At 51.1% G+C, this 23,799-nt stretch carries 22 protein-coding genes, 1 tRNA gene and 1 pseudogene; 4 read left to right on the top strand and 20 right to left on the bottom strand.

The window, feature by feature from the left end:
• The first annotated feature begins 37 nt into the window (after positions 1–37).
• Positions 38–1,018: an NAD(P)-dependent oxidoreductase gene (locus tag IPK30_08595; protein MBK8103326.1), complete on the top strand. Its 981-nt coding sequence runs from the start codon at positions 38–40 to the stop codon at positions 1,016–1,018.
• A gap of 6 nt (positions 1,019–1,024) precedes the next feature.
• Here IPK30_08595 and IPK30_08590 read toward each other — a convergent pair whose 3' ends face one another.
• Together IPK30_08590 and IPK30_08585 are read right to left on the bottom strand one after the other, a co-directional pair.
• On the bottom strand, positions 1,025–1,270 hold the full coding sequence (locus IPK30_08590) for a SlyX family protein (protein ID MBK8103325.1): 246 nt from the start codon (positions 1,268–1,270) through the stop codon (positions 1,025–1,027).
• A gap of 16 nt (positions 1,271–1,286) precedes the next feature.
• Positions 1,287–1,892 carry an alpha-ribazole phosphatase family protein gene (locus IPK30_08585; protein ID MBK8103324.1) on the bottom strand — a complete coding sequence of 202 codons (606 nt, stop codon included), beginning with the start codon at positions 1,890–1,892 and terminating at the stop codon, positions 1,287–1,289.
• A gap of 49 nt (positions 1,893–1,941) precedes the next feature.
• Here IPK30_08585 and IPK30_08580 point away from each other — a divergent pair, with 49 nt between their 5' ends.
• On the top strand, positions 1,942–2,505 hold the full coding sequence (locus IPK30_08580) for a cob(I)yrinic acid a,c-diamide adenosyltransferase (protein ID MBK8103323.1): 564 nt from the start codon (positions 1,942–1,944) through the stop codon (positions 2,503–2,505).
• A 12-nt stretch (positions 2,506–2,517) separates the two neighbouring features.
• On the opposite strand, the gene IPK30_08575 is transcribed toward IPK30_08580, so the two are convergent.
• Together IPK30_08575 and IPK30_08570 are read right to left on the bottom strand one after the other, a co-directional pair.
• Positions 2,518–3,429 (bottom strand): ROK family protein, encoded by a 912-nt coding sequence (locus IPK30_08575; protein MBK8103322.1) that lies wholly within the window; start codon positions 3,427–3,429, stop codon positions 2,518–2,520.
• Between the two features lie 3 nt (positions 3,430–3,432).
• Positions 3,433–4,290 (bottom strand): hypothetical protein, encoded by an 858-nt coding sequence (locus tag IPK30_08570; GenBank protein ID MBK8103321.1) that lies wholly within the window; start codon positions 4,288–4,290, stop codon positions 3,433–3,435.
• A gap of 64 nt (positions 4,291–4,354) precedes the next feature.
• On the opposite strand from IPK30_08570, the gene nhaA reads away from it, so the two are divergent.
• Positions 4,355–5,731 (top strand): Na+/H+ antiporter NhaA, encoded by a 1,377-nt coding sequence (nhaA, locus tag IPK30_08565; protein MBK8103320.1) that lies wholly within the window; start codon positions 4,355–4,357, stop codon positions 5,729–5,731.
• Entirely contained in the window at positions 5,728–6,453 is a 726-nt protein-coding gene (hda, locus tag IPK30_08560) for a DnaA regulatory inactivator Hda (GenBank protein MBK8103319.1), read from the top strand. Before nhaA ends, hda begins: the two co-directional genes overlap by 4 nt.
• Before the next feature lie 16 nt (positions 6,454–6,469).
• Here hda and IPK30_08555 read toward each other — a convergent pair whose 3' ends face one another.
• From IPK30_08555 to mgtE, 16 genes and pseudogenes are all read right to left on the bottom strand, one after another.
• Complete coding sequence (locus IPK30_08555; GenBank protein ID MBK8103318.1) at positions 6,470–7,369, bottom strand: NAD(+) kinase; 900 nt, start codon at positions 7,367–7,369, stop codon at positions 6,470–6,472.
• 17 nt (positions 7,370–7,386) lie between these two features.
• The gene (locus tag IPK30_08550; protein MBK8103317.1) at positions 7,387–8,481 is read right to left on the bottom strand and encodes a cyclic nucleotide-binding domain-containing protein; all 1,095 of its coding nucleotides are present in this window, start codon (positions 8,479–8,481) and stop codon (positions 7,387–7,389) included.
• 113 nt (positions 8,482–8,594) lie between these two features.
• The gene (locus IPK30_08545; protein ID MBK8103316.1) at positions 8,595–9,233 is read right to left on the bottom strand and encodes a hypothetical protein; all 639 of its coding nucleotides are present in this window, start codon (positions 9,231–9,233) and stop codon (positions 8,595–8,597) included.
• Between the two features lie 59 nt (positions 9,234–9,292).
• On the bottom strand, positions 9,293–9,919 hold the full coding sequence (locus IPK30_08540; GenBank protein ID MBK8103315.1) for a hypothetical protein: 627 nt from the start codon (positions 9,917–9,919) through the stop codon (positions 9,293–9,295).
• An 89-nt stretch (positions 9,920–10,008) separates the two neighbouring features.
• Positions 10,009–12,146: pseudogene (pnp, locus tag IPK30_08535) on the bottom strand (polyribonucleotide nucleotidyltransferase).
• Between the two features lie 60 nt (positions 12,147–12,206).
• Positions 12,207–12,476 carry a 30S ribosomal protein S15 gene (rpsO, locus tag IPK30_08530; GenBank protein MBK8103314.1) on the bottom strand — a complete coding sequence of 90 codons (270 nt, stop codon included), beginning with the start codon at positions 12,474–12,476 and terminating at the stop codon, positions 12,207–12,209.
• Between the two features lie 75 nt (positions 12,477–12,551).
• Positions 12,552–13,496, bottom strand: coding sequence for a tRNA pseudouridine(55) synthase TruB (gene truB / locus IPK30_08525; GenBank protein ID MBK8103313.1), 945 nt, complete (start codon positions 13,494–13,496; stop codon positions 12,552–12,554).
• An 11-nt stretch (positions 13,497–13,507) separates the two neighbouring features.
• Entirely contained in the window at positions 13,508–13,894 is a 387-nt protein-coding gene (gene rbfA / locus IPK30_08520; protein ID MBK8103312.1) for a 30S ribosome-binding factor RbfA, read from the bottom strand.
• 15 nt (positions 13,895–13,909) lie between these two features.
• Positions 13,910–16,651: a translation initiation factor IF-2 gene (gene infB / locus IPK30_08515; protein ID MBK8103311.1), complete on the bottom strand. Its 2,742-nt coding sequence runs from the start codon at positions 16,649–16,651 to the stop codon at positions 13,910–13,912.
• Positions 16,652–16,702: 51 nt separating this feature from the next.
• Positions 16,703–18,184: a transcription termination/antitermination protein NusA gene (gene nusA / locus IPK30_08510; GenBank protein ID MBK8103310.1), complete on the bottom strand. Its 1,482-nt coding sequence runs from the start codon at positions 18,182–18,184 to the stop codon at positions 16,703–16,705.
• A gap of 43 nt (positions 18,185–18,227) precedes the next feature.
• The gene (rimP, locus tag IPK30_08505; GenBank protein MBK8103309.1) at positions 18,228–18,779 is read right to left on the bottom strand and encodes a ribosome maturation factor RimP; all 552 of its coding nucleotides are present in this window, start codon (positions 18,777–18,779) and stop codon (positions 18,228–18,230) included.
• 159 nt (positions 18,780–18,938) lie between these two features.
• Positions 18,939–19,015, bottom strand: a tRNA-Met gene (locus IPK30_08500).
• Between the two features lie 103 nt (positions 19,016–19,118).
• Positions 19,119–20,303: a cytochrome P450 gene (locus tag IPK30_08495; protein MBK8103308.1), complete on the bottom strand. Its 1,185-nt coding sequence runs from the start codon at positions 20,301–20,303 to the stop codon at positions 19,119–19,121.
• A 90-nt stretch (positions 20,304–20,393) separates the two neighbouring features.
• Positions 20,394–21,899, bottom strand: a complete 1,506-nt coding sequence (locus tag IPK30_08490; protein ID MBK8103307.1) for an RNA polymerase factor sigma-54 — start codon at positions 21,897–21,899, stop codon at positions 20,394–20,396.
• Positions 21,896–22,417, bottom strand: coding sequence for a DUF615 domain-containing protein (locus IPK30_08485; GenBank protein ID MBK8103306.1), 522 nt, complete (start codon positions 22,415–22,417; stop codon positions 21,896–21,898). Before IPK30_08485 ends, IPK30_08490 begins: the two co-directional genes overlap by 4 nt.
• A gap of 16 nt (positions 22,418–22,433) precedes the next feature.
• Positions 22,434–23,792 (bottom strand): magnesium transporter, encoded by a 1,359-nt coding sequence (gene mgtE, locus IPK30_08480; protein ID MBK8103305.1) that lies wholly within the window; start codon positions 23,790–23,792, stop codon positions 22,434–22,436.
• Positions 23,793–23,799: the final 7 nt, after the last annotated feature.

The following is a 23,799-nucleotide window of genomic DNA, read 5'->3' as shown; positions in this document are numbered from 1 at the left end:
ATAGTGCCCGCTATGATAACCACACACTCTACGGATAATGGATAACGACGAACCCATGAATGTACTGCTCACTGGCCCTTTCGGCACCATCGGCACTCGCGTACTGAATGAACTGTTGGCGCGTCAACATCGCATAACTTGTTTCGATCTGGATAACAAAACCAATCGCAAAATTGCCAGCAGTTATGGCGATCGTATTCGCATGGTGTGGGGCGATATTACCGACGCGGCCAGCGTAAACGCCGCTGTTACAGGGCAAGATGCGGTGATTCATCTCGCCGCTATCATTCCACCACTGTCGGAAGAAAAACCGGCCATTGCAGAAAAAGTGAATGTGCAGGGAACAAAACTGGTGATGGATGCCATCGCCAAACAAAACAAAATGCCGCTGCTGGTTTTTCCTTCGTCAATTTCTGTGCACGGCTTTAGCAATAAACGCCAACCGCCTTGCCGCGTGGATATGCCGTTAGAAGCGAAAGACAACTACGCTGGCCACAAAATTGCGTGTGAAAATTTGTTGCGCACCAGCAACATTCCTTGGGTGATTGTGCGCATTGGCGCGTGTGTTGATGCGATGAACGACAAAGTGGGTGATCGCGCTGCCATGATGCGCCACATGTTTTCACTGCATCCTGACACGCGTATTGAATATCTTCATCCGCGCGACGGCGCAACAGCAATGGCAAACGCCATAGAAAATCCAGCGGCTATTGGAAAAACATTGTTTCTTGGCAGCGGAAAACACAGCCAGACTTCGTGGCTGGAGTTCGTCAACATTACTCCGCGCGTGATGGGTTTGCGCGATTTAACCTCCGATGACTTTGGCGTGGATGATTACTACACCGATTGGATGGACACCACAGAAAGCCAACAATTACTGCAGTTTCAAAACTTAGGCTTGGAAGCCTACAAACGCGAATTAGCCTATGAATGGCGCTACAAGCGTTTTTTGATTCTGCCGTTCCGCTGGCTGATTCGCCGCTATATGCTGAGTTTTTCACCGGCACACAAAAAATAAATGCACTCAGTAATGCGGCGGCTTTTCTTGCGTGGCATTTGCAGCGCCATCCAAAGCAGCCTCCTGCATTTCTCGCCATTGGCGATACAGCACTTGCAACATTTGTTGTTGTTTTTCTGCATCCTGTTGCAAATTAGCTATCTGCTCATGGAGCGTTTGCAGCGCATCCTCCTGAAATGCCAAACGCATCTCCAGCTCATCGACACGCAACTGCAACTTCACCACCTCTGCATCGTTATTGATCGTACTCATACAGCCTCAAGCCATTTCAAAACTGGCTATTGTGGAAAATTAAAGTAGAAAAATCGTCATGCTCGTCACTGTGATGAATACGAATGCGACTGGCAGAAGCGTAAGGCACTTCTAGATTAGCAATACGATTCAACGGCATCGCCAACACATGCGCCAACAGAATACGAATGGTGCCACCGTGCGCGACCAACAACACATGTTCGCCGCGCAGGGTTTGCAATAATTGATTCCACGCCGCCAGCACACGCCGTTCAAACACACGCATCGGCTCGCCGTTCGGCGGCGCGGCATTAACCGGATCGGAAAAAAACCGGCGCACATTGCTGCCTTGCTCGCGCCACACTTCGTCAATCAAACGACCTTCCCAATCGCCAAAATCGACTTCACGAAAGCCATCCATCACCGACAGCGGCTTATTGCAGCGCTGAGCCACTTCATCGGCAAACAAGGCGCAGCGTTGCAGCGGCGAAGACACAATATGCGTCCACATGTCCAACTGCTGCGTTTTGCCGCGCAATTGCTGCCAGCCTTTTTCATTCAGCGGAAAATCAAGGCGGCCGCGATACACATGCCCGCCTTCACATTCGCCGTGCCGCAATAAATCTATCGTTGTTGTCTGCATTTATAATGCCCAAACCCTACACATACTGAATCAATGAGAGGATCGCAGAATGGGCAATCGTCTGTCAAAAATCTATACCCGTACCGGCGATGATGGCACCACTGGTCTTGGCGATGGCAAACGCACACGCAAAGACAGCCCGCGCATGGAAGCTATCGGTACTATCGACGAATTGAACAGCGTGATTGGCGTGATGCTCGCGCATGCGATGCCAGAAGATTTGCGCGAAGTTTTTACCACCATCCAGCATCGCTTGTTTGATCTCGGCGGCGAGCTCGCCATGCCAGACTACATTTTTATTGATGAAGCCGATGTGCAGTGGATTGAAGAAACGCTGGATCACTACAACGAACATTTACCACCACTGAAAGATTTTATTTTGCCCGGTGGCACCATCACGGCCGCCAACTGCCATCTTGCGCGCAGTATTTGTCGCCGCGCTGAACGCATTTTGGTGCACATGAACGAGAGTGATGCGGTAAACGCACCGGTGCGTCAGTACATCAATCGCTTATCGGATTGGTTGTTTGTCTGTGCGCGCGTGTTGAATCGTTTAGAAGGCAGCGATTCAGAAGTGTTGTGGAAACCCAAGCCAGTTACCCAAGGACAATAAACGCTCTTTCCATTAAGGCCACAACCACGCTGCACCGATTACGCCGCTGGAATCACCATGTTCTGCTTTCAATAATCGCGTGCGCACCACATCAGAAAAAATCCATTGCTCCCATTGCTCCGGCACTTCGCGATACAACTCATCCACATTGGAAACACCGCCACCCAATACAACAACATCAGGGTCAATAACATTGATAACAACCGCCAAGGCGCGCGCCAGCAACTGCACATAATCACGCCACACGCGTACAGCAATCGCATCACCTTGGCGCATCAATTCAATGCCCTGCTGTGTTTTTTCAATCTGTAATCCCGCCTCACGAAAACTGTTGCCTAAACTCCTTCCACTCAACCAATTTTCAACACAATTATCTCGCCCACAAAAACAGTGACGCACAACACGACCTTCTACACTGTTGCCCGGCATCACATTGTGTCCCCACTCACCGGCATTGTTGTTTGGGCCTGACAACAACTGCTGACGAATCACCACGCCGCCGCCAACACCGGTGCCGAGAATCACGCCAAACACACTATCCGCTCCGCGCCCAACGCCCGCACAGGCTTCCGACAACGCGAAACAATCCGCATCATTTGCCATAAGCACAGGTCTAGCCATTTCTTCACGCAAATCATGCAGCAGTGGCATTTCATTCAACACTGTGGAATTGCAACCACGCATCAAACCTGTGCGCGGTGATTGCGACCCTGGTGTACCAATACCCACAGGTATATCAGCTGACAAATAATTTTCTGTTATCGCGCGCTCAACCAAAGAGCGAATCGCATGCAGCGTGCCCTGATAGTCTCCACTGGGTGTAGGGGTGCGCTCACGCCATACGATATCGCTATCACCAACCAAAACAGCCACTTCAATTTTTGTGCCGCCGAGATCAACACCTATGCGTTTTTTTTCTGTCATGCACTACCTCAGCACCAAAATTGCCAACGCCAAGCCAACCAGGCCAATAATTTCTGTGCGCACCATTAGCAACTCCAACGCTGGACTGCGCTGCAATGTTAAACGCAAGCTGTAGTTAATATTATCTGGCAACGCAATGACTTCATCATCCAACATCAGCGACGCATCCAAACACTTCGCTAAGAAATCTGCCGACGATATTCTTGCATTCAATGCCTGCTGCTGCCACACACGAAACCCCGTGGTGAAATTTCCCGCCAAACACGCGCAAAGCCCCATAAAACGCACCGGCAACCATTCCAAACAGTGCTGCATTTTTTTTGCTGATGGCAGTTGTCCACTGCGAATTTGCACATGATTGTTGTATAAGATTAGCCAACGATAAAAAACAGCGCCCGCAGACCCTAGAATAAAAAACCAAAAAAATACGGCGAAAATACGATCAAGATACCAACAGCCTGCGTAGCGACGCCATGCCAACCACAAAGATTGATCCAGCACCTCTTGCTCACTAGGCATCAAACCGTGTTCTTCTAGCTGCAGCAGCACCGATTCTGTATTGCCATCTCGAAGTTGTACAGCAAGATCACGCATACATCGCTGCCAATCACCGCGTCCCACGCTATAGAGCAGCAGCAGCACACCGAAGAAAAAGGACAGCCAAAAATCCAAACTCCACCAGATTGCCGCCAACAACACCGAACCACTGACCGGCAATACCGCAAAAGCCATCCAACTGTTTGGCTTGCGCGCTGCCAGCGTATCCAGCAATGTCGCAACACCAGTATCACGATGCAAACTGCGCGCAAAAACCGTGTAGCGTGCCAATAGAAAAACGAACACAATACTCAGCAGAGCCATAGCAACACCATTTTCGTAAAAAACACTTATTGAGACTATCACAAACCTATCACGGCCATCCGACATGTCTGCCGATCACCTCCCAGAAACCAGCCAAGTTCACACCGCACCGTGGGAACAAACCTTTTCGCGCGTACTCTCACCGCTAGCGCAATTCATTCAACACCAATCAACCAGCAGTTTCCTATTGTTAATCTGCACTGCCATAGCACTTGCACTCGCCAACTCCAGCCTAAGCGAAGCCTACCTACACTTCCTGCATACACCGATATCTATTGCTGTTGGTTCTGCGCGTTTTGAAATGAGCTTGCAGCACTGGATCAATGAAGTATTAATGAGCCTGTTCTTTTTATTGGTTGGCTTAGAACTCAAACGCGAATTGGTGCTGGGCGAATTGACAGACCGGCAGCGCGCCGCTCTACCTGCCATTGCAGCCATTGGTGGCATGGTTGTGCCCGCTGTCGCCTACTGGCTTCTAAACCCATCAGGAGCCACTGCTGCAGGCTGGGGCATACCCATGGCAACGGATATTGCTTTTGCAATAGGCGCACTGAGCGCGCTGGGAAAACGCATTTCACCCACACTTATCACCTTTTTGATTGCACTAGCGATTGTGGATGATATTGGTGCCGTTCTGGTCATCGCCCTTTTTTATACGGAGCAACTGCACGCTGGAGGCTTATTTATAAGCGCTTTACTCACGGCAATACTGGTGGCATTTAATTTAGGCGGCATACGACGCGTCATACCCTACCTGCTCGTGGGCATGCTGCTGTGGTGCGCCATGTTCAACAGCGGGATACATGCCACCCTCGCCGGCGTTGTCTTGGCATTCACCATTCCTGTACGCCCAAAATACAATGCGCCCTATTTCATACATTCCGTCAATAAGCTCTCGCAACAAATGCAATCTGGGGTAAAAAACAACCAGCCTCTTCATAATGACGAAATGCTACATGCACACATGTCGGCACTGGAAGAAGGCTTAGAGTTTGCACAAGCACCGGCACAACGCCTCGAACATCAATTGCATTTCAGCGTGGCGTTTTTTGTGGTGCCACTGTTTGCCTTGGCCAATGCGGCCATCCCCATCAACTGGAGCGACATCACCACAGTTCTCACACATTCCGTCACGATGGGGGTGACAAGTGGCTTGATTCTTGGCAAATGGATAGGCATTACTGTTACTAGCTGGCTTGCCGTAAAACTTGGAATTGCTGCAATGCCCAAGGGCATGCAGATGCGTCACATACACGGCATCGGCTTACTCGCCGGTATTGGATTTACCATGTCATTTTTTGTCGCCGAACTCGCTTTTTCTTCTACACCAGAATTATTGCTCATGGCTAAAACTGGCATTTTATTTGCCTCCGTTGCCGCCGCACTTTTCGGTTACTGCTGGTTGCGCTTCGCCTGCAATAACAGCAGGATGCGCAAATGACGACACCACCCCCACCCAAGCAACTTTCGCTCAATGTGCAGCTGAATGATGATGCAACTTTCGACAATTTTTTTGCGACAGAAAACAGCACGCACAGCCTAGCCCTACAAGCCACACGAGCGCTGGCATACAACAACAGCGACGAACGGTTTATCTATCTGTGGGGTGCCGAAGGCACGGGCACCAGCCACTTGTTACAAGCGGCTTGCCATACCGCCAGCCAGCAAGGACAACAATGTCTCTATCTGCCGCTGGAAGAATTGGCCGGCTATGCCGCTGATGCGCTGTTAGAAAATCTTGATCAAATGGATTTGATTTGTTTAGACGGGCTACAACATGTCGTTGGGCAAATGGGATGGGCACACGCGCTCTTTCATTTTTATAACCGCCTGCGAGATAACGAACGCTGTAGATTGCTTGTCTCTGCCGACTGCGCACCACGCGATTTGATGACAGCACTGGAAGATTTAATTTCGCGCATGGGCTGGGGAACCACCTTTTATCTCACGCCACTCAGCGATGAAGAAAAGTTGCAGGCGTTCAAAATGCGTGCACTGGCGCGCGGCATTGAACTGTCTAACGATGTACTGCACTTCATTATTCAACGGACAGCGCGCGACATGCTAACGCTGTTTGAATGCCTGCAAAGTTTGGATACGCTGTCTTTAGAAGAAAAGCGCCGCGTCACAATCCCTTTCATAAAAGAAGTCTTTGGCTGGTAATCGCTAATTTTTGCAATCACGCCAAGCGACTGCCCCACCCCAATTTAGTACGGCAAGTTTCATAGTAATCATGGGTCAATGGGTGCACCAATTGCAGCTTTTCTTTCTTCTTTTGGACACGCACAACATCGCCGGCACGCAATGAAATGTGCATCTGGCCATCGCAAGACAATTCTGGCTGTCCATCCTGCTCGTTTTTTGCACCGGGCTCCGCCAACACAATACGCAACTGACTACTCCCTGCAACAACGATGGGACGACTGGTTAGCGTGTGCGGAAACATCGGCACGAGAGAAATCGCATCCAACGCTGGGTGCAAAATAGGTCCACCGCCTGACAGCGCATACGCTGTAGAACCTGTCGGCGTTGAAACAATCAAACCGTCAGAATGTTGGCTATAGACAAAATGCTCATCGAGATACAACGAAAATTCAATCATGCGCAGCGATGCACCGCGATGCAGTACAACCTCATTCAGCGCATCACCTTCCGCAATAACAACATTGTCACGCTCAACACAGGCTTCTAATAAAAAACGCTCTTCAAGCGTGAAATGCCCAGATAACACCTCGCCAACACGCTGTTCAATTTCATCGGGGGCAATATCAGTCAGAAAACCAAGACTGCCACGATTAATACCCAACACCGGCACAGATTGTCGGCATAAAGTGCGCGCCACACCAAGCATGCTGCCATCACCACCAACGACAATCACCAAGTCACAATGCTGCCCCAGTGACTCCCGATCACAAACTTGCTCACATTGAATGTCAGCACAAAGCATCGAACGCGTTTCACTCTCTATAACCAAACGAGCGCCACGCGCCAACAAAAATTTTGCCAGTGCAGTCAGAGTATCTATTACTTGGCTACTCCCTTTACGACTCACCAACCCAACGCGCTTAAAATGATCCACCTTCGTCACCACTCTTTTTACGCTGCATCATACGCAACAAGAGGCAACGGTGGGACCACATCTAACAGTTCCGCACGCTGCTGCGCATCAAATCCATCAATACCATTCAACAAGTACTGCGCAGAAAATCCTTGCTCTTGCAGCAAAGACACGGCCGCTCGTGAACGCAAACCTGTATCGCAATACACAATGTATTTTTTATGAATATCCAACTGTGTCTCCATCAACAAGCGCAAGCAAGACAAAGGTATATTCTCAGATTGATGTAGGCGCGCAACATCAAATTCCTCTAACAAGCGCACATCGATGCAAATTGCATCCGCAGCCAGTTCAGCACTCAAATCGGCTGACTTGATATGCTTCACTGCAGGCTCACGCAATAGCAACATAAAATCAGGCTTATCAAGACGCATCAACAAACCATCACTCTTCATGGTTACCGTAGCGTTGCGCACAGTGTTATGGATCAGAGCATCTTCACCAAAGCAGCGGCCGTAACCAATATCTGCCAAATGATGCTCCACATCATCTTCAGAGCGCCGCGTTACTGCAGCTCTGCCTTGACGAATAAAATAACAACCGTCTCCATGATCACCTTGACGCAGAATGACATCGCCAGCATTCACACGCATGGGCTTTAATTGTGAAAATATTTGATTCACATTTAACGGGGGCACTTTGAGAAATAAATTGGAACGCAGTAGCGTCAAGCGCCAGCTGGCTTCATCATCTTTTTCTGGGCGATAGGAAAGATCCAACTCAATAGCTGATGCCACATGATCCCAGCACAACTGTTTATCCAACATGCTGCGTTCAATACGCAAGCACACACAGTCCGTCAACGCAGTAGCAAATTGCAGGTCATTCAACCCATAACCAATAGGGAAAATCTGCTCCGCTGTATGCACAATACTGCCGGTAGTACAGCTAACCTGCGCTTCGCCCGATAACAAATAGAAATAAAAGCGTGCATTATCCGCTGCGGAGAATAGCGACAGCCCTTGCCCAATCAGCGGCCATTCACTCTGTTCCAATAACGACTGCAAAGAACCTTCACTCAGTCCACGCAAGGGCACAAGTCGTCGAACCAAAGAGAGAGGCAGACTGCGCATAGCGAATTCTCTACAAAATACTATTCAGGAAATCTTACCTGAATAAAACATAAAAAAAGCCCGCATGTCATCCATACGGGCTTTTAAATGGAGCAAATCAAGCTAACCGTACATTACGGAGCTACAACAGGAACCTTTGTAGCAGCCAAAGTGGCAGAGAATTTACCTGGTTTTGCAAATTTACCCGGCTTGGGTGGACCACTAAAATCATTCAGTTGTGAACCGCTGACTGAAATATTCAGTGTGCCTACACCATTTTTGACGACCAGAGTATTTTTCTTGATCAAGGTTGACGGCTGGACAAATGTAACGCTCTGTGTGCCACCAGTCTTGATTTTACAAGTCATACCACCAACAGCGGCTTGAAGGCTGTCGAGGAAGTCATCCAGTGTTCCTGCCGGTGGGGGAATAGTAGGATCCAGGCTCGCTACCACATCCGGGTCATCAGGAGCCGGCGCGAAAACATCCGGAGTCATGTAAACGGTGTAAGTGGTTGGCGATTTCCCAGCCAGCTTGAACCATGTACCTTTTAGCACGGTAGTGCTGGCATTGGTATCTGTGATGCTGTAAGTGCCGTCATCATCAAACACCACGGAAGCCTGAATAGGTGTTGATAATGTTTTACAGCCAGATACTGCCAGTGACTGATTAACTGTACCTGTCACTTCTATTTGCGTTGCAGAAAAAGCTGTGGAAGCAGACATCAGTGAAAATGATGCTACTGCAGCTGTAATTATTGAAGTCTTTTTCATGTTATACCTCTGTTTTTTTAAGTTATCGGATAACAAAATCTCAATAACATCTAGAAGGGTTAAATCTCTACCCAAGTGCCGCCTTTCAGTGTCGCTTTAACACTGAACTTACCCACTGCATTTAGAGACCCTTTTTGATCGTTATGCTGCTGACCAGTAATCTGTAAAGTACCAGTAGCTGTCCCTTTCTTGATGTTAAACACCAGCGTATTTTTCTTTACCAATGCTGTAGGCGCCAAGAAGTCCAACTGCGTCATGCTAGCCAGTTTTGGATTTGTCTTACAGTTTGCCAAACCGGCGTCATCCAAGTCACCCAACAAGTCAATCATTGATGCTGAGTTGATCGACAAGTAGAATGTGTCACTACTCTTTCCAGGCACCTTAGACCAAGAACCGGTCACGATAGTATCCGGTGTACCACTGAAGTCGCCTGTAGCATAGCGATATAACGCGTAGCTACCGTTATCAAATAGAGCAACTGTGTTGAATGTCGAAGGACCTGTTTTGGTCTTCTTGATGCTCAGCGTTTTACAGCCTGACACAGCCAAGGTCTGCGTCATTTCTGCATTAATTAGTTTGTACTGTTCATTAGGGTAGGTAGCATTCAGCGGCTTTTTCCAATCTGGAAGAGCCAACGCGAAAGCGCCACAAACGGCAGCCAAGGTAAAGACGGTGGTCTTTTTCATAGTGTTTCTCCGTTGTAATACTTCTTATGGGCGTACTATAACCAAACAGGGGGGCGATCAACCCCCTCTGTGCATTTTGTTTATCTTAATCAGCCTTCTGTCGGCGCATCGGCTGGCGCAGTATCAGCAGCGGCAACCGCTTCTTCTGGCATCGCCTCTTTAATCGACAGCTTAATGCGGCCGCGATTATCCACATCCAGCACCTTCACTTGCACTTCTTGGCCTTCTTGCAGACGATCAGACACGGACGCGATGCGCTCATGGCAAATTGTGAAATATGCACCAAGCCATCTTTGCCCGGCATAAATTCAACAAACGCACCAAAATCTACGATGCGCACTACTTTACCAGTGTAGATAGCTCCAATTTCTGCTTCAGCAGTAATCGACTCAATGCGGCGCAAGGTTTCTTGTTGCGCTGTGGCATCCGCCGCGTAAACGCGCACTACGCCAGTGTCTTCGATGTCAATTTGCGAACCAGTGGCTTCGGTAATAGCGCGGATAGTTGCACCACCTTTACCGATCAAGTCGCGAATTTTTTCTGGATCAATTTTAATCTGCGTAAAGCGTGGCGCAGTCTCTGCAATCGCTGTGCGCGGCGTACTGATAACTTTGTTCATCTCCGCAAGAATTTGCAGACGCGCAGCGAGAGCTTGCTCTAAAGCGCGATCCATAATTTCTTCGTTGATGCCTTCAATTTTGATATCCATTTGCAGCGCAGTAATGCCGTTGGCTGTACCGGCCACTTTGAAATCCATATCGCCGAGATGATCTTCGTCGCCCAAAATATCGGTCAACACTGCAAAGCGATTGCCGTCTTTCACCAAGCCCATCGCAATGCCTGCTACGGGTGCTTTCAATGGCACGCCAGCATCCATCAATGCCAAGCTGCTGCCACAAACAGAAGCCATAGAGCTAGAGCCATTGGATTCCGTAATTTCAGACACTACGCGTATGGAGTAAGGAAACGCTTCTTGCGCCGGCAACATCGCCGCTACACCGCGACGCCCCAAACGGCCGTGACCAATCTCGCGGCGACCTGTGCCACCCATGCGACCACACTCGCCCACCGAATACGGCGGGAAGTTGTAATGCAACATGAACGGATCTTTGCGTTCGCCTTCCAGCGCATCAATGGCTTGCGCATCGCGCATAGAACCCAAAGTGGCGACAACAATTGCCTGCGTTTCGCCGCGCGTAAACAAGGCCGAGCCGTGCACAGAAGGCAATACACCTACTTCGATAGCCAATGCACGCACAGTGCGATTATCACGGCCATCGATACGCGGCTCACCATTCAATACGCGATTGCGAACAACTTTTTTCTCCAGTTTGCCAAACATATCGGCAACATCTTTTTCATTAAAGCCGGCTTCATCACCGGCTACTTTTTCGATAGCCAGTTGACGCAATTCATCCAAACGCGCATAGCGCTGTTGTTTTTCTGTGATGCGATACGCTTCACCGATTTGCGGACCAACTGCTGCGACAACGCGATCTTGCAAGCCGCGATTTTCAGCAGGAGCCTGCCAATCCCAACGCGGTTTGCCAGCATCGGCTGCCAATGCGCTGATTGCAGCGATTACGACTTGCAGTTCGCGGTGAGCAAACAACACCGCGCCCAACATGATGTCTTCTGGCAATTCTTTGGCTTCGGATTCCACCATCAATACGGCATCTTTTGTGCCGGCCACCACCATGTCCAATTCAGATTCGGACAGTTTTTTGTAGCCAGGATTGAGAATATAACCCGCTGCATCGGTATAGCCCACACGCGCCGCGCCGATAGGGCCATTGAAGGGAATACCAGAAATAGCCAACGCAGCAGAAGTGCCGATCATGGCGATAATATCGGGATCGGTATCTTTTTCTGCCGAAACTACTGTGCAAACAACCTGCACTTCGTTGTTGAAATCGTTAGGAAACAACGGACGGATAGGACGATCGATCAAACGCGAAGTCAGCGTTTCTTTTTCGCTCGGACGACCTTCGCGCTTAAAAAATCCGCCAGGAATTTTTCCAGCCGCGTAGGCTTTTTCTTGGTAGTGCACAGACAGCGGAAAAAAATCTTGTCCCGCTTTAGCTGTTTTTGCACCCACAACGGTACACAACACCGTGGTTTTGCCCATGGAGGCCAACACTGCACCCGATGCTTGACGCGCAATGCGCCCCGTTTCCAGAGTGACAGTCTGGTCGCCGTATTGAAATTTTTTAATGATTGCTTTCACGATATTTTCCTTCTCTCTTCTACTGACAAAAATGCCGCGCTTTTGGCGCGGCATCTTCACTTAGCGACGCAAGCCGAGTTTAGCAATGAGCTGCGCGTAGCGATTGACATCTTTGCGTTTCAAATAATCCAACAATTTACGACGCTGATTAACCATGCGAATCAAACCGCGACGCGAGTGGTGATCTTGTTTATGCGCACCAAAATGTCCTTGCAGCTTGTTAATATTCGCTGTCAACAAAGCAACTTGAACTTCTGGTGATCCAGTATCTTTTTCACCTTGGCCGTGTTCTTTAACGATTGCAATTTTTTCTTCAACTGACAGTGCCATGTAACTAACCTCTTAAATATGCATAAATATTTCACAAACAGCCGTGCATATTTACAGCTGTGGTGATCTGCTGCCTTATTGCAGCAACCTTCTGGGAGCAATTCTGCCGTCGGCAAGAATTTCTGCCACCCCAAGGAACTCGCCATTATCCAGCATTAGCCGGACGATTTCACCCACCGCGACCGCGCGCAACGCACTTGTATCCAATACCGGCTGCCCTTGACGCAAGTAATAACCCAAAGACTCTGGCAGCGTTACCGTTTGCATATGCTCCAAAGCTGCTGCGACAGGAAGCAAATAGCGATCAAGTAGTGCGGCGTTTGCATCATCATCGCCGCGCAGCGCCACTAACTCGTCCAGCGTGACGCAAGCTGCTTCTGCAAACCGCCCCGCCTTGATACGACGCAGCGCAGCCACATGCGCGCCACAGCCCAATTTCGCGCCAATATCCTCCGCCAAAGTGCGGATGTACGTTCCTTTGCTGACGCTCACTTCAATATCTGCTTCCGGGTAGTCGCCCGCCCTAAAATCCAGCAGCACAAGGCTATAAATCGTCACCACTCGTGGCGCGCGCTCGATCTCCACACCCTCTCGCGCCAATTTATACAGCGGCGTACCTTGGTGTTTTAGCGCAGAAAACATCGGCGGCACTTGCTCGATTTGACCGATAAACGCGGGCAACACTGCCTGTACCGCAGCGCGCGTCAGCTCAGGCGCAGGCTGATTGTTCAGCTCCTCACCCTCCGCATCTGCTGTGGTGGTGGTGATGCCAAAACGGATAGTGCAGCGATAGGCTTTGTCCGCATCCAGTAAGTGCTGTGAAAACTTGGTTGCCTCACCAAAACACAGCGGCAGCACACCTGTTGCCAAAGGATCCAAGCTGCCGGTATGTCCCGCTTTAGCCGCCGAGAAGAGCCATTTCACTTTTTGCAGCGCAGCGTTGGAACTCATGCCGAGCGGCTTATCCAATAGCAAAATGCCATCGACACGCCGACCGCGCGCTTTGCGTGGCTTGCTCACTGCGATACGTCCTAAGATTCTTTGGGTGCTTGCAAGTGACTGTCAGCAGCGATGGCTTGATCAATCAAAGCTGAAAGATGCGCGCCGCGCTGCACGCTGACATCCAACACAAAATGTATACGCGGCGTGGTGCGCATGTGATTGTTTGACGCAATGCGGCTGCGCAAAAAACCTTGCGCCGTATTCAACACTTTCAATGCCTGCGTATTGATTTCGTCTGTGCGATCACCCACAAAAGTCACAAACACTTTCGCGTGCGCCAGATCGCGACTCACTTCCACTTCGTTGATATTCACCATGCCCACACGCGGATCGCGCAGTTCCTGCTGAATCAACAGCGCCAACTCGCGCTTGAGATAATCTCCCACGCGCTGAGTGCGACTGTATTCCTGCGCCATCGGTGCTGCCGCCAATTACAAAGTGCGCGCAATCGTGGTGACTTGATACACCTCGATTTGATCGCCCACTTGGACATCGTTGTAATCTTTCACGCCGATACCGCACTCGATGCCGGCGCGCACTTCGGAAGCGTCGTCTTTGAAGCGGCGCAAAGACTCCAACTGACCTTGGTAAATCACCACGTTGTCGCGCAACACGCGAATCGGTTTGTTGCGATACACAATGCCTTCCACCACCATACAGCCGGCAATCTGACCAAACTTCGGTGAGTTGAACACATCGCGCACTTGCGCAATACCGACAATTTCTTCGCGCGTTTCTGGCGCCAACATACCGGCCAACGCCAACTTCATTTCATCCAACAAATTGTAGATGATGCTGTAATAGCGAATTTCTACGCCTTCTTGCTCTGCGCGTTTGCGCGCTGCACCTTCGGCGCGCACATTGAAACCGAGAATGACAGCGCTGGTTGTGACGGCTAAGTTCACATCGGTTTCTGCAATACCACCGACGCCACCACTGACAACACGCACTTCGACTTCATTGTTACCCAAACCAGCCAGCGCCGATTGAATCGCTTCCAACGAACCGCGCACATCCGCTTTCAACACGATGTTGAGCACTTTTTTCTCATCCGCGCCCATGTTGTCGAACATGTTTTCCAAATTGACGGATTGCTGACGACCGTGACGCGATTGCCGTTGTTTTTGTTCACGGAATTGCGCCACTTCACGCGCACGGCGCTCATCAGGCACCACCATAAAACTGTCGCCTGCATTCGGCACACCATCCAAACCTAACAACTCCACCGGCACGGATGGACCGGCTTCGGTAATCGCATGACCAGTGTGATCAAACATCGCACGCACGCGACCGTAGTTCAAACCTGCCAGCACAATATCGCCACGACGCAGTGTGCCGCGCTGTACCAACAAACTCGCTACCGCACCGCGACCTTTATCCAAACGCGATTCGATCACGACACCTTGTGCTGGGATATCCGCAGGTGCGCGCAGCTCTAACATCTCCGCTTGCAACAACACCGCTTCCAACAAACTGTCGATGCCTTCACCCGTGTGCGCAGACACAGGAATAAATTGCGTGTCACCACCCCATTCTTCTGGGATGACTTCGCGCTGTACCAATTCATTTTTGACGCGTTCAGGATCTGCAGCCGGCTTATCAATTTTATTGATCGCCACCACAATTGGAACGCCCGCCGCTTTCGCGTGCTGAATCGCCTCTACGGTTTGTGGCATCACGCCATCGTCGGCGGCAACAACGAGAATAACGACATCCGTTGATTGCGCACCGCGCGAGCGCATCGCCGTAAACGCCGCGTGTCCTGGCGTATCCAAGAAAGTGATAACGCCGCGCGCCGTTTCTACGCGATACGCACCGATGTGCTGCGTAATACCGCCCGCTTCACCTGCCGCCACTTTCGCTTTGCGGATGTAATCGAGCAGCGATGTTTTGCCGTGGTCAACATGACCCATAACCGTAACAACCGGCGCGCGCGGAGCAGCAGTACCCTCATCACCCGCCAATAGCGCTTCCAGATCTTCTTCTACAGCATTTTCAGAAACTGAAACAGCCGTGTGCCCAAACTCTTCAACGATCAGTGTTGCAGTATCGCGATCAACCACTTGGCTGATATTCGCCATCACACCAAGCTTCATCAGCGCCTTCACCACTTCAACGCCTTTGACATTCATTTTCTGCGCCAAATCGCCCACTGGAATTTCTTCAGGCAATGCCACTTGCAACACTTGCTTCTCCGTAGGGCGCTGGAAGGTGTGCTTATTACTCATTTTTACTTTGTGCTTGCCCGTGCCACGCGTGAAAGGACGAAAATCCATATCTTCACTGTGACGCTCAACATCCTCTTCATCGAGAATTTCAAACACATCGTTGCGATTCGGCTTGGCACGCGCCGCTTTTTCGCGCGTTTTTACCGCACCTTTTTTCTTGTTCTTATCATCTTCTTCATCTTGCTTGGCGCGTTTTTTTACAGCATCTTGACGCGCATCACCCGTTGCTGCCGCAGCTTCAGCAGCGGCAGGTGTGGCAGCTGCTTTTTGTGCTTTTTGGCGCTCCGCTTCCGCCTCCAGCTGTTTTTTCTTGCGTGCTAATTCTAATTTTTCAACTTCGTCCGCTGCACGGCGCGCGAGAATCGCGGCTTGACGGCGCTGCTCTGCATCATCCAGTGCCGAACGGCCTAAGATTTTTCCCGCCAGTTTTGAAGGTGCGCGCACTTCCGGCGCAGGCACTTCTTCCACAACTTCTACAACAGGCGCTTCTTCCGCAACCACTTCTTCAACCACAGCAGGAGCTTCCGGCTCTTCAACAACCGGTGGTACTTCTTCTGTAGTTACAGGCGCCTCAACAACTGCTTCAACAGGCGCCAGCACTTCCTGCTCGACTTCTGCTGCGCTTTCCACTTCGTCAGCCGCTGCATCTTCGCGCTTCACATAAGTGCGTTTTTTTCTGACTTCAACGCTAACGGTTTTACGCGCCGTGCCTGTACCGGTTTTCAAGGTACTAACAGTTTTGCGCTTGAGCGTAATTTTTTTCGGTCCGCTATCAACTTCACCGTGCGACTCACGCAGAAATTTCAGCAACACTTCTTTTTGCTCATCCGAAACGGAATCGGACGCTTTGCGCTGTGGCAAACCCGCGTCTTCCATTTGCTTTAGCAAACGCTCAACGGGCGTGCCAATATTTTCTGCCAACTGACTTACAACAACATCGCTCATGCAACACTCCTCTACCTGATCTACCTGACGCGTTTCTACCGACTCAAGCGATCAAGCAAACCACGGCGCACGCGCCGTCATGATCAAACTGGCAGCTTTTTCTTCACCCAACTCAGGTGCAATTTCCAATACATCATCAACAGCTTGTTCTGCCAAATCTTCCATCGTGCAAATACCTTTGGCTGCCAATTTATACGCCAAGGCTTCATCCATGCCATCCATACCCAACAAATCAGCCGCAGGTTGACCACCCGCTTTTTCTTCCGAGGCCAAGGCGCGCGTTAACAGCGCATCTTTGGCGCGATTGCGCAATTCAGTGGCGATTTCTTCATCGAAGCCTTCGATGTTCATCATTTCGTCGAGCGGCACATAGGCCACTTCTTCCAAAGAAGTGAAGCCTTCTTCCACCAACACGGCTGCGACATCTTCATCCACTTCCAAAGCCGCCATGAACAGTTCAAGAATTGAACCCGCTTCTTGTTGTTGACGCGCTTCTGCTTCTTCGGTACTCATCACATTGATAGCCCAACCGGTCAGTTGCGAAGCCAGCTTCACATTTTGACCACCGCGACCAATTGCCTGTGCGAGATTTTCTTCCGCCACGGCAACATCCATCGTGCGCGTGTCTTCATCCATCACGATAGATTCCACTTCTGCAGGCGCCATGGCGCTGATCACCAACTGTGCTGGGTTGTCGTTCCACAACACGATATCAATGCGTTCGTTGTCGAGCTCGCCAGACACCGCTTGCACACGCGAACCGCGCATACCCACGCACGCGCCGACGGGATCAATACGACCATCATTAGTCTTCACGGCAATTTTTGCGCGTGAGCCAGGGTCGCGCGCGGCCGCGCGAATTTCGATCACTTGCTCGGCAATTTCCGGCACTTCAATTTTAAATAATTCCACCAGCATTTCTGGGCAACTGCGCGACAAGATCAACTGCGGGCCGCGTTGATCTTGACGAATTTCGATCAACACTGCGCGCACGCGATCGTTCATGCGGAACAATTCACGACCTACCAAATGTTCGCGCGGCATCACCGCTTCAGCATTGCCACCCAAATCGACAATGATGTTGTCGCGCGTGACTTTTTTCACCGTGCCATTGACCAACTCGCCGATGCGATGGCGGTACATTTCCACCATTTGCGCGCGTTCTGCTTCACGCACTTTTTGCACGATAACTTGTTTGGCAGTTTGCGCAGCAATGCGACCAAAGCCGATGTTTTCTACTACTTCTTCATGCACATCGCCCGCTTTGAGATTCGGGTTAATTTCATGTGCTTCTTCTAAAGTGAATTGTGTACCAAGTTCAGCCAGCACATCGTCTGGCATTACCGCCCAGCGTCTGACTGTGGTGTATTCGCCGCTGTGGCGATCTATCGTCACTTCGATGTCGGCATTTTCGTCATAGCGTTTTTTGGTGGCTGAGGCGAGCGCCTGCTCCAAAGCCTGGAAAATCATTTCCTTGTCTACGCCTCGCTCGTGGGAGACAGCATCCGCTACCAAAAGAATTTCTTTGCTCATCGTGAAACTCCTAGACTGTAATTAAACCGATTATGGCTATTGATTATTTGTGATCTGCATCGCGCGCCGGTTCGTCACCCATGACATCCCCTTCGCGCACTGCACCTGTTACAGCAGCATCACCCGCTTGTTCTTCTGCTGCGCCGAATACGGGCACCACTTGCGCTTTATCAATGGCATCCAGCGGCAGCAAAAATTCTGTGTCTTCAACTTGCAACACCAAATCGCCATCTTCCAAACCGTTCAATCTGCCTTGAAAGCGGCGGCGACCTTGATACGGCATGCGCAATTTCACTGCCACCATTGCACCGATGTAACGCGCAAACTGTTCTGGTTTATGCAACTGACGATCCAAGCCTGGCGACGACACTTCGAGTGTGTACGCACTGGTAATCGGGTCTTCTACATCCAACACCGCGCTGACTTGGCGACTGACGCGCTCGCAATCATCCAAAGAAACACCGTCGGGTGAATCAATAAAAATACGCAACAGACTGCGACGACCTTGCATAGAGAACTCAAGGCTCCACAACTCACAACCCTGCGCCGCAACTACGGGCGCCAGTAAGGTTTCTAGATCGTCTGCTCTGCTCATGAATCTCCGAACAGTTTCAAAAGTATTTCGTTACACCATAAAAAAATGGGCACAAGGCCCATCACTGCTAGCGCCGCCAACAGCGGCAAACGCCAGATAACAAAAAGCCCCATAAAGGGGCCCCGTCACAGGCAGTGAACAATCACCACCTCGATGATTTGGTAGCGGGGGCTGGATTTGAACCAACGACCTTCGGGTTATGAGCCCGACGAGCTACCAAGCTGCTCCACCCCGCAATCACACAACCTTTACAGCAGTACCACTGGCTAGAAAGCCAACCTGCTGCTGCAAGGGACGCGAAGTATAGGGAGCGTCTGCGCCTCGGTCAATGAAAAATCGTCAGAAAGTCACCGGCACATGGGTGTAGCCGCGCACATTCGCTGAATGCATGCGCTGCAGACCACTCCACTCCACCTCGTAGTTCGGCATCATTTTGAGAATTTCTTCAAATGCGACTCTGCCTTCCATGCGCGCCATGGCTGCGCCCACACAAGAGTGAATGCCAAAGCCAAAGCCCATGTGATCACGGTTATTGCGCGCGAGATCAAACACTTCGGGATTTTCGTAGTGGCGCTCGTCGCGATTGGCCGACACCAGCAACATGCCCACGCGCTTGCCCGCTGGAATTGTCACGCCGTGCAGGGTGACTTCCTCGGTGGTTACGCGCCCGATCAACTGCGTAGAGCCTTCCATGCGCATGGTTTCTTCCACGGCTTTGGCAATCAATGAAGGGTCAGCCACGCACTGCGCGCGCGCAGCGGTTTGGCGTGCCAATGTCACCGTCATGTTGCCGATCAACTTGGTGGTGGTTTCATTGCCGGCGATGCCGAGTATCATCAAAAAGCCGATCACATCTTCGTGCGTGATTTCACCTGAGCGCTTGGCCTCCAGAATTAAACTCAGCAAATCACCCGTTTCCATGTGCTGCTCGCGCTCTTTCACAAAATCCTCAAAATACTGCGCCATGTTCAAATAGCTCTCGGCGACGATGGGCGGCATGGCCATCACGCCGTCTTCGCGCTCCAGCAGGTTGTCGGTCCACACGCGGATCTGGTCGTGATCGCTTTCGGGGATTTTCAGCATGGTGCCGATCACATACATCGGCAAATACGCGCCGAAATTGGCGACTGTGTCCATGCAGCCTGTGTCGCGGAACGGCTCCAGCAATTTGATGGTCTTGGCGCGCGTCATGGGTTCCAGTGCGGCCACGCTGTCGGGCGTGAGGACACGGCTGATGACCTTGCGCGTGCGCGTGTGCTTGGGCGGCACCATGGTGATCACCATCGGGTAGCCTTTGGCGGCATCCGCCTCTAACGCCACGCCCTCTTCGCTGGAGAAACGCTTGAAATCGCGCATCGCCATCTGCACATCATCAAAGCGGCTGAGAATGTAGAAATCGCCGTCTTTGTCGTAATGCACAGGTGCGTTATCGCGCAGCGATTTGTAATAGGGATACGGGTCGTCGTGCACATCGTGCGAATAGGGGCTGTACAGACCGAGATGATCTTTTTGAGCGGCGTTCATGGCGGTTTCCTCGACGCGAGACATAACATGACGAGGATGGTAAGAACGCCCAGAGATTTAGTCAAGCGAACTTGACTAAATAAGGCCCGATCAAGTCAGGCGCTTACGCTCGCTGGAGGGCGAGATATTCAACTGCTCGCGGTATTTGGCCACTGTGCGGCGCGCTACATTGATGCCCTGCTTTTCCAACAAGGTGACAATGGCGCTGTCAGATAAAGGCTTGCTCGCACTCTCTTCCTCAATCAATTTTTTGATCATGGTGCGCACGGCGGTAGAAGAACACTCGCCGCCACCGGCGGTACCGACATGGCTGGAGAAAAAATACTTCAACTCAAACACACCGCTGGGTGTGTGCATGTATTTTTGATTCACCACGCGCGAAATGGTGGATTCGTGCAAACCGACAGTTTCGGCAATATTTGCCAACACCATCGGCTTCATCGCCTCGGTGCCGTACTCCAGAAAGCCGCGCTGGTATTCCACAATCGCTGTCGCCACTTTCATTAGCGTTTCATTGCGGCTGACCAAACTTTTCAAAAACCAGCGCGCCTCTTGCAAGCAATCGCGCAGAAAAGCGTTATCCGCCGAAGAATCGGCACGGCGCACCAGTGCGGCGTAATCGGCATTCACGCGCAGACGCGGTGCAATTTCTGGATTTAATTCCACCACCCAGCGCGAGCGTTTGCGGGTGACATACACATCCGGCACCACATATTCCGTTTTTTCCGCTTCGATATACGCGCCCGGCTGCGGCTTGAGGCTGCGAATCAGCTCCATCGCTTTTTTTAGTGTGTTTTCGCGAATCTCGGATTTTTTCATCAGCTGTTTGTAATCACGCGCTGCCAATAAATCCAAATAATCTGAAACGATCAGTTTGGCATCCAACAACCACGGCGTATCTTCGTGCAGTTGATTGAGCTGGATTAGCAGGCATTCGCGCAGATCGTGTGCGGCGACTCCTGGTGGATCAAACTGCTGCACGCGATGCAACACCGCCAGCACTTCATCGCACTCCAGCACATCTTCGTCTTGCCACTGTTCTAACAAACCTTGATAAATATCTTCGGCAGAAATTTCAAGAAAACCGCTGGGCGCAACAGCATCAACAATTGCCAGCGCAATAATGCGATCGCGATCCGTCATCGGCGTGAGATTCAACTGCCACAACAAATGCTCTTGCAGTGTTTCTGTCGCCGCATTGCGACTGTCAAAGCTGTAATCGTCATCTGCCGCGCTTGTGGGACTCGTGCTGGTTTCATAGACATCGCCCCACTGGCTGTCTACCGGCAATTCCTCGGGCAGGTATTCATCCTGCCATTCGTCAACGGATTCCGTTGCTTGTTCGGGCGCACTGAAATCAATCACTTCATTGGAGGTTTCGCGCAAACGCGCAAGGTCTTCTTCGCTGATTACGGGTAAATCATCTTCAGCGGATTCGCCTTCTTCCAACATTTCCAACATGGGGTTGGATTCCAGCGTCTGCTGAATTTCCAGTTGCAACTCTAGCGTTGATAACTGCAACAGTTTGATCGCCTGCTGCAACTGCGGCGTCATCGCCAGCGATTGCCCCTGCCTGAGCTGCAGCGTGGGCTTCATGCTGTTTGATACCGCTTCAAATACTGGAACAATTTACGCGCCGCTGCCGGTGGTTTTTCCTGCTCTATTTCTCGTTTGGCATCACGAATCAGTTGACGCAATTGCTGCACATCCACGCCGACAAATACCAACAACGCCTCGCCGATTGCTGCATCACCTTCTTTCAACAAACGGCTGCGCCAGTGTTCCAGTTCGTGCAGCGCGCGCGTTGCCGCCACACTGCTCGACTGTGTTTCCAAAAAAGCGTTTTGAATGGCATCGACATCGGCCACACGCATCAATTTGCCGATCAACTGCAAATGCCTGCGCTTGGCCTCGTGTTGCGGCATTTTTTGCGCCTGCAACAGCGTTTCCAACAAGCGTTCATCCAATGGCATTTTTTGCAGCACATCGGGGCGCAGTTGCAGCAACTGTTCGCCCAATTCTTGCGCGGCTGTCATATCGCGTTTGCGCTGCGACTTGCTGGGTTTTTCATCCAGCTCAGCGTCTACTTGCTTTGATACGCCGCGAGTTCGCATGACTGACAAAATCTCACTAGAGATAAAACAAAGAAGCTAAGCCTAAAAAGGCGAAAAAGCCCATGCAGTCGGTGAATGTCGTCAGCACCACACTGCCCGCCAAGGCTGGATCAATTTTCATACGCTTCATCATCAACGGCAACAGCACGCCAGACAGCGCGGCAACAACCATGTTGATAATCATCGCCGCGCCGATAATCAGCCCCAACTTCACATCCGAGAACCAGTACGCAGCCACCACGCCGACCACCACGCCCCAAATGATGCCGTTGAGCAAACCGACGATCATCTCCCGCGAAAACAGCCAGCCTATGTTGTGGCGCGACAACTGCCCCAGCGCCAAACCGCGTATCACCACCGTCAAAGTCTGCGTGCCGGACACGCCGCCTTGGCCCGCCACAATCGGCATTAACACCGCCAGTGCCACGACTTTTTGAATAGTGCCTTCAAACATGCCCACCACCCACGACGCTAAAAAAGCGGTGGCGAGATTGATGCCCAGCCAAACCGCGCGCAGATGCACAATTTTGCGCGCCGGCGCGAAAATATCTTCTTCTTCGGCGATACCCGCCATGCTCATCAGAGAGTGATCGGCTTCGTCGATGATGACATCGATCACATCATCAACCGTGATACGCCCCAACAGCTTGCCGTCCGCATCCACCACCGGCGCGGTGATCCAGTCATAGCGTTCAAACAACTGCGCCACTTCACTCGCCTGCATGTCGGCGGAAATGGATTGCAGATGCGTCACCATCACTTCACGCACCGAAACCGCAGGATCCGTGGTCAAAATTTTCGCAATCGGCAGCAAGCCGACCAATTGATCATCACTGTTGACGACAAACACGCAGTCTGTGGTCGGCTGCAGCTCTTTGTGCATGCGCAGGTAACGCAACACCACATCCAGCGTTACACGCGGATGAATGGTGATGGTGTCGGTATTCATCAAACGGCCGGCGGTGTCTTCGTCATACGACAGAATTTGCTCAACGCGCTGGCGATCTTGCTCCGTCATCGACGACAGCACTTCTTCGATCACCGTCTCTGGCAGGTCTTCCAAAATATCGGCGATATCGTCGTCGTCCAGCTCGTCGATCATGTCGGCCAAACGATCGGTGTCGATGTCTTTTAGGAAGTGGCTTTGAATTTCGTCGTTCAACCAGAGAATGATTTCCGCTTGGCGATCAACATCCACCAACTGCCACAACACCGCGCGGTTTTTTGGTGAACTGGATTCCAACAGCGCGGCAATATTGGGGGGCGACAAGCTGTTCAGCATGTGTCGCACTTGCAAAAAGGTTCCGCTAGATAGCGCGTCGTTCAGCTGCTCCAGCTTCAGCTGGGTCTGCTGTTTGTCGAGTACTTGCGACATGCGGGCA

It is taken from the genome of Cellvibrionales bacterium (assembly GCA_016713115.1).
In the GTDB taxonomy this organism is placed as follows: domain Bacteria; phylum Pseudomonadota; class Gammaproteobacteria; order Pseudomonadales; family UBA7239; genus UBA7239.
This window is presented reverse-complemented; position numbering and strand designations above follow the sequence as displayed.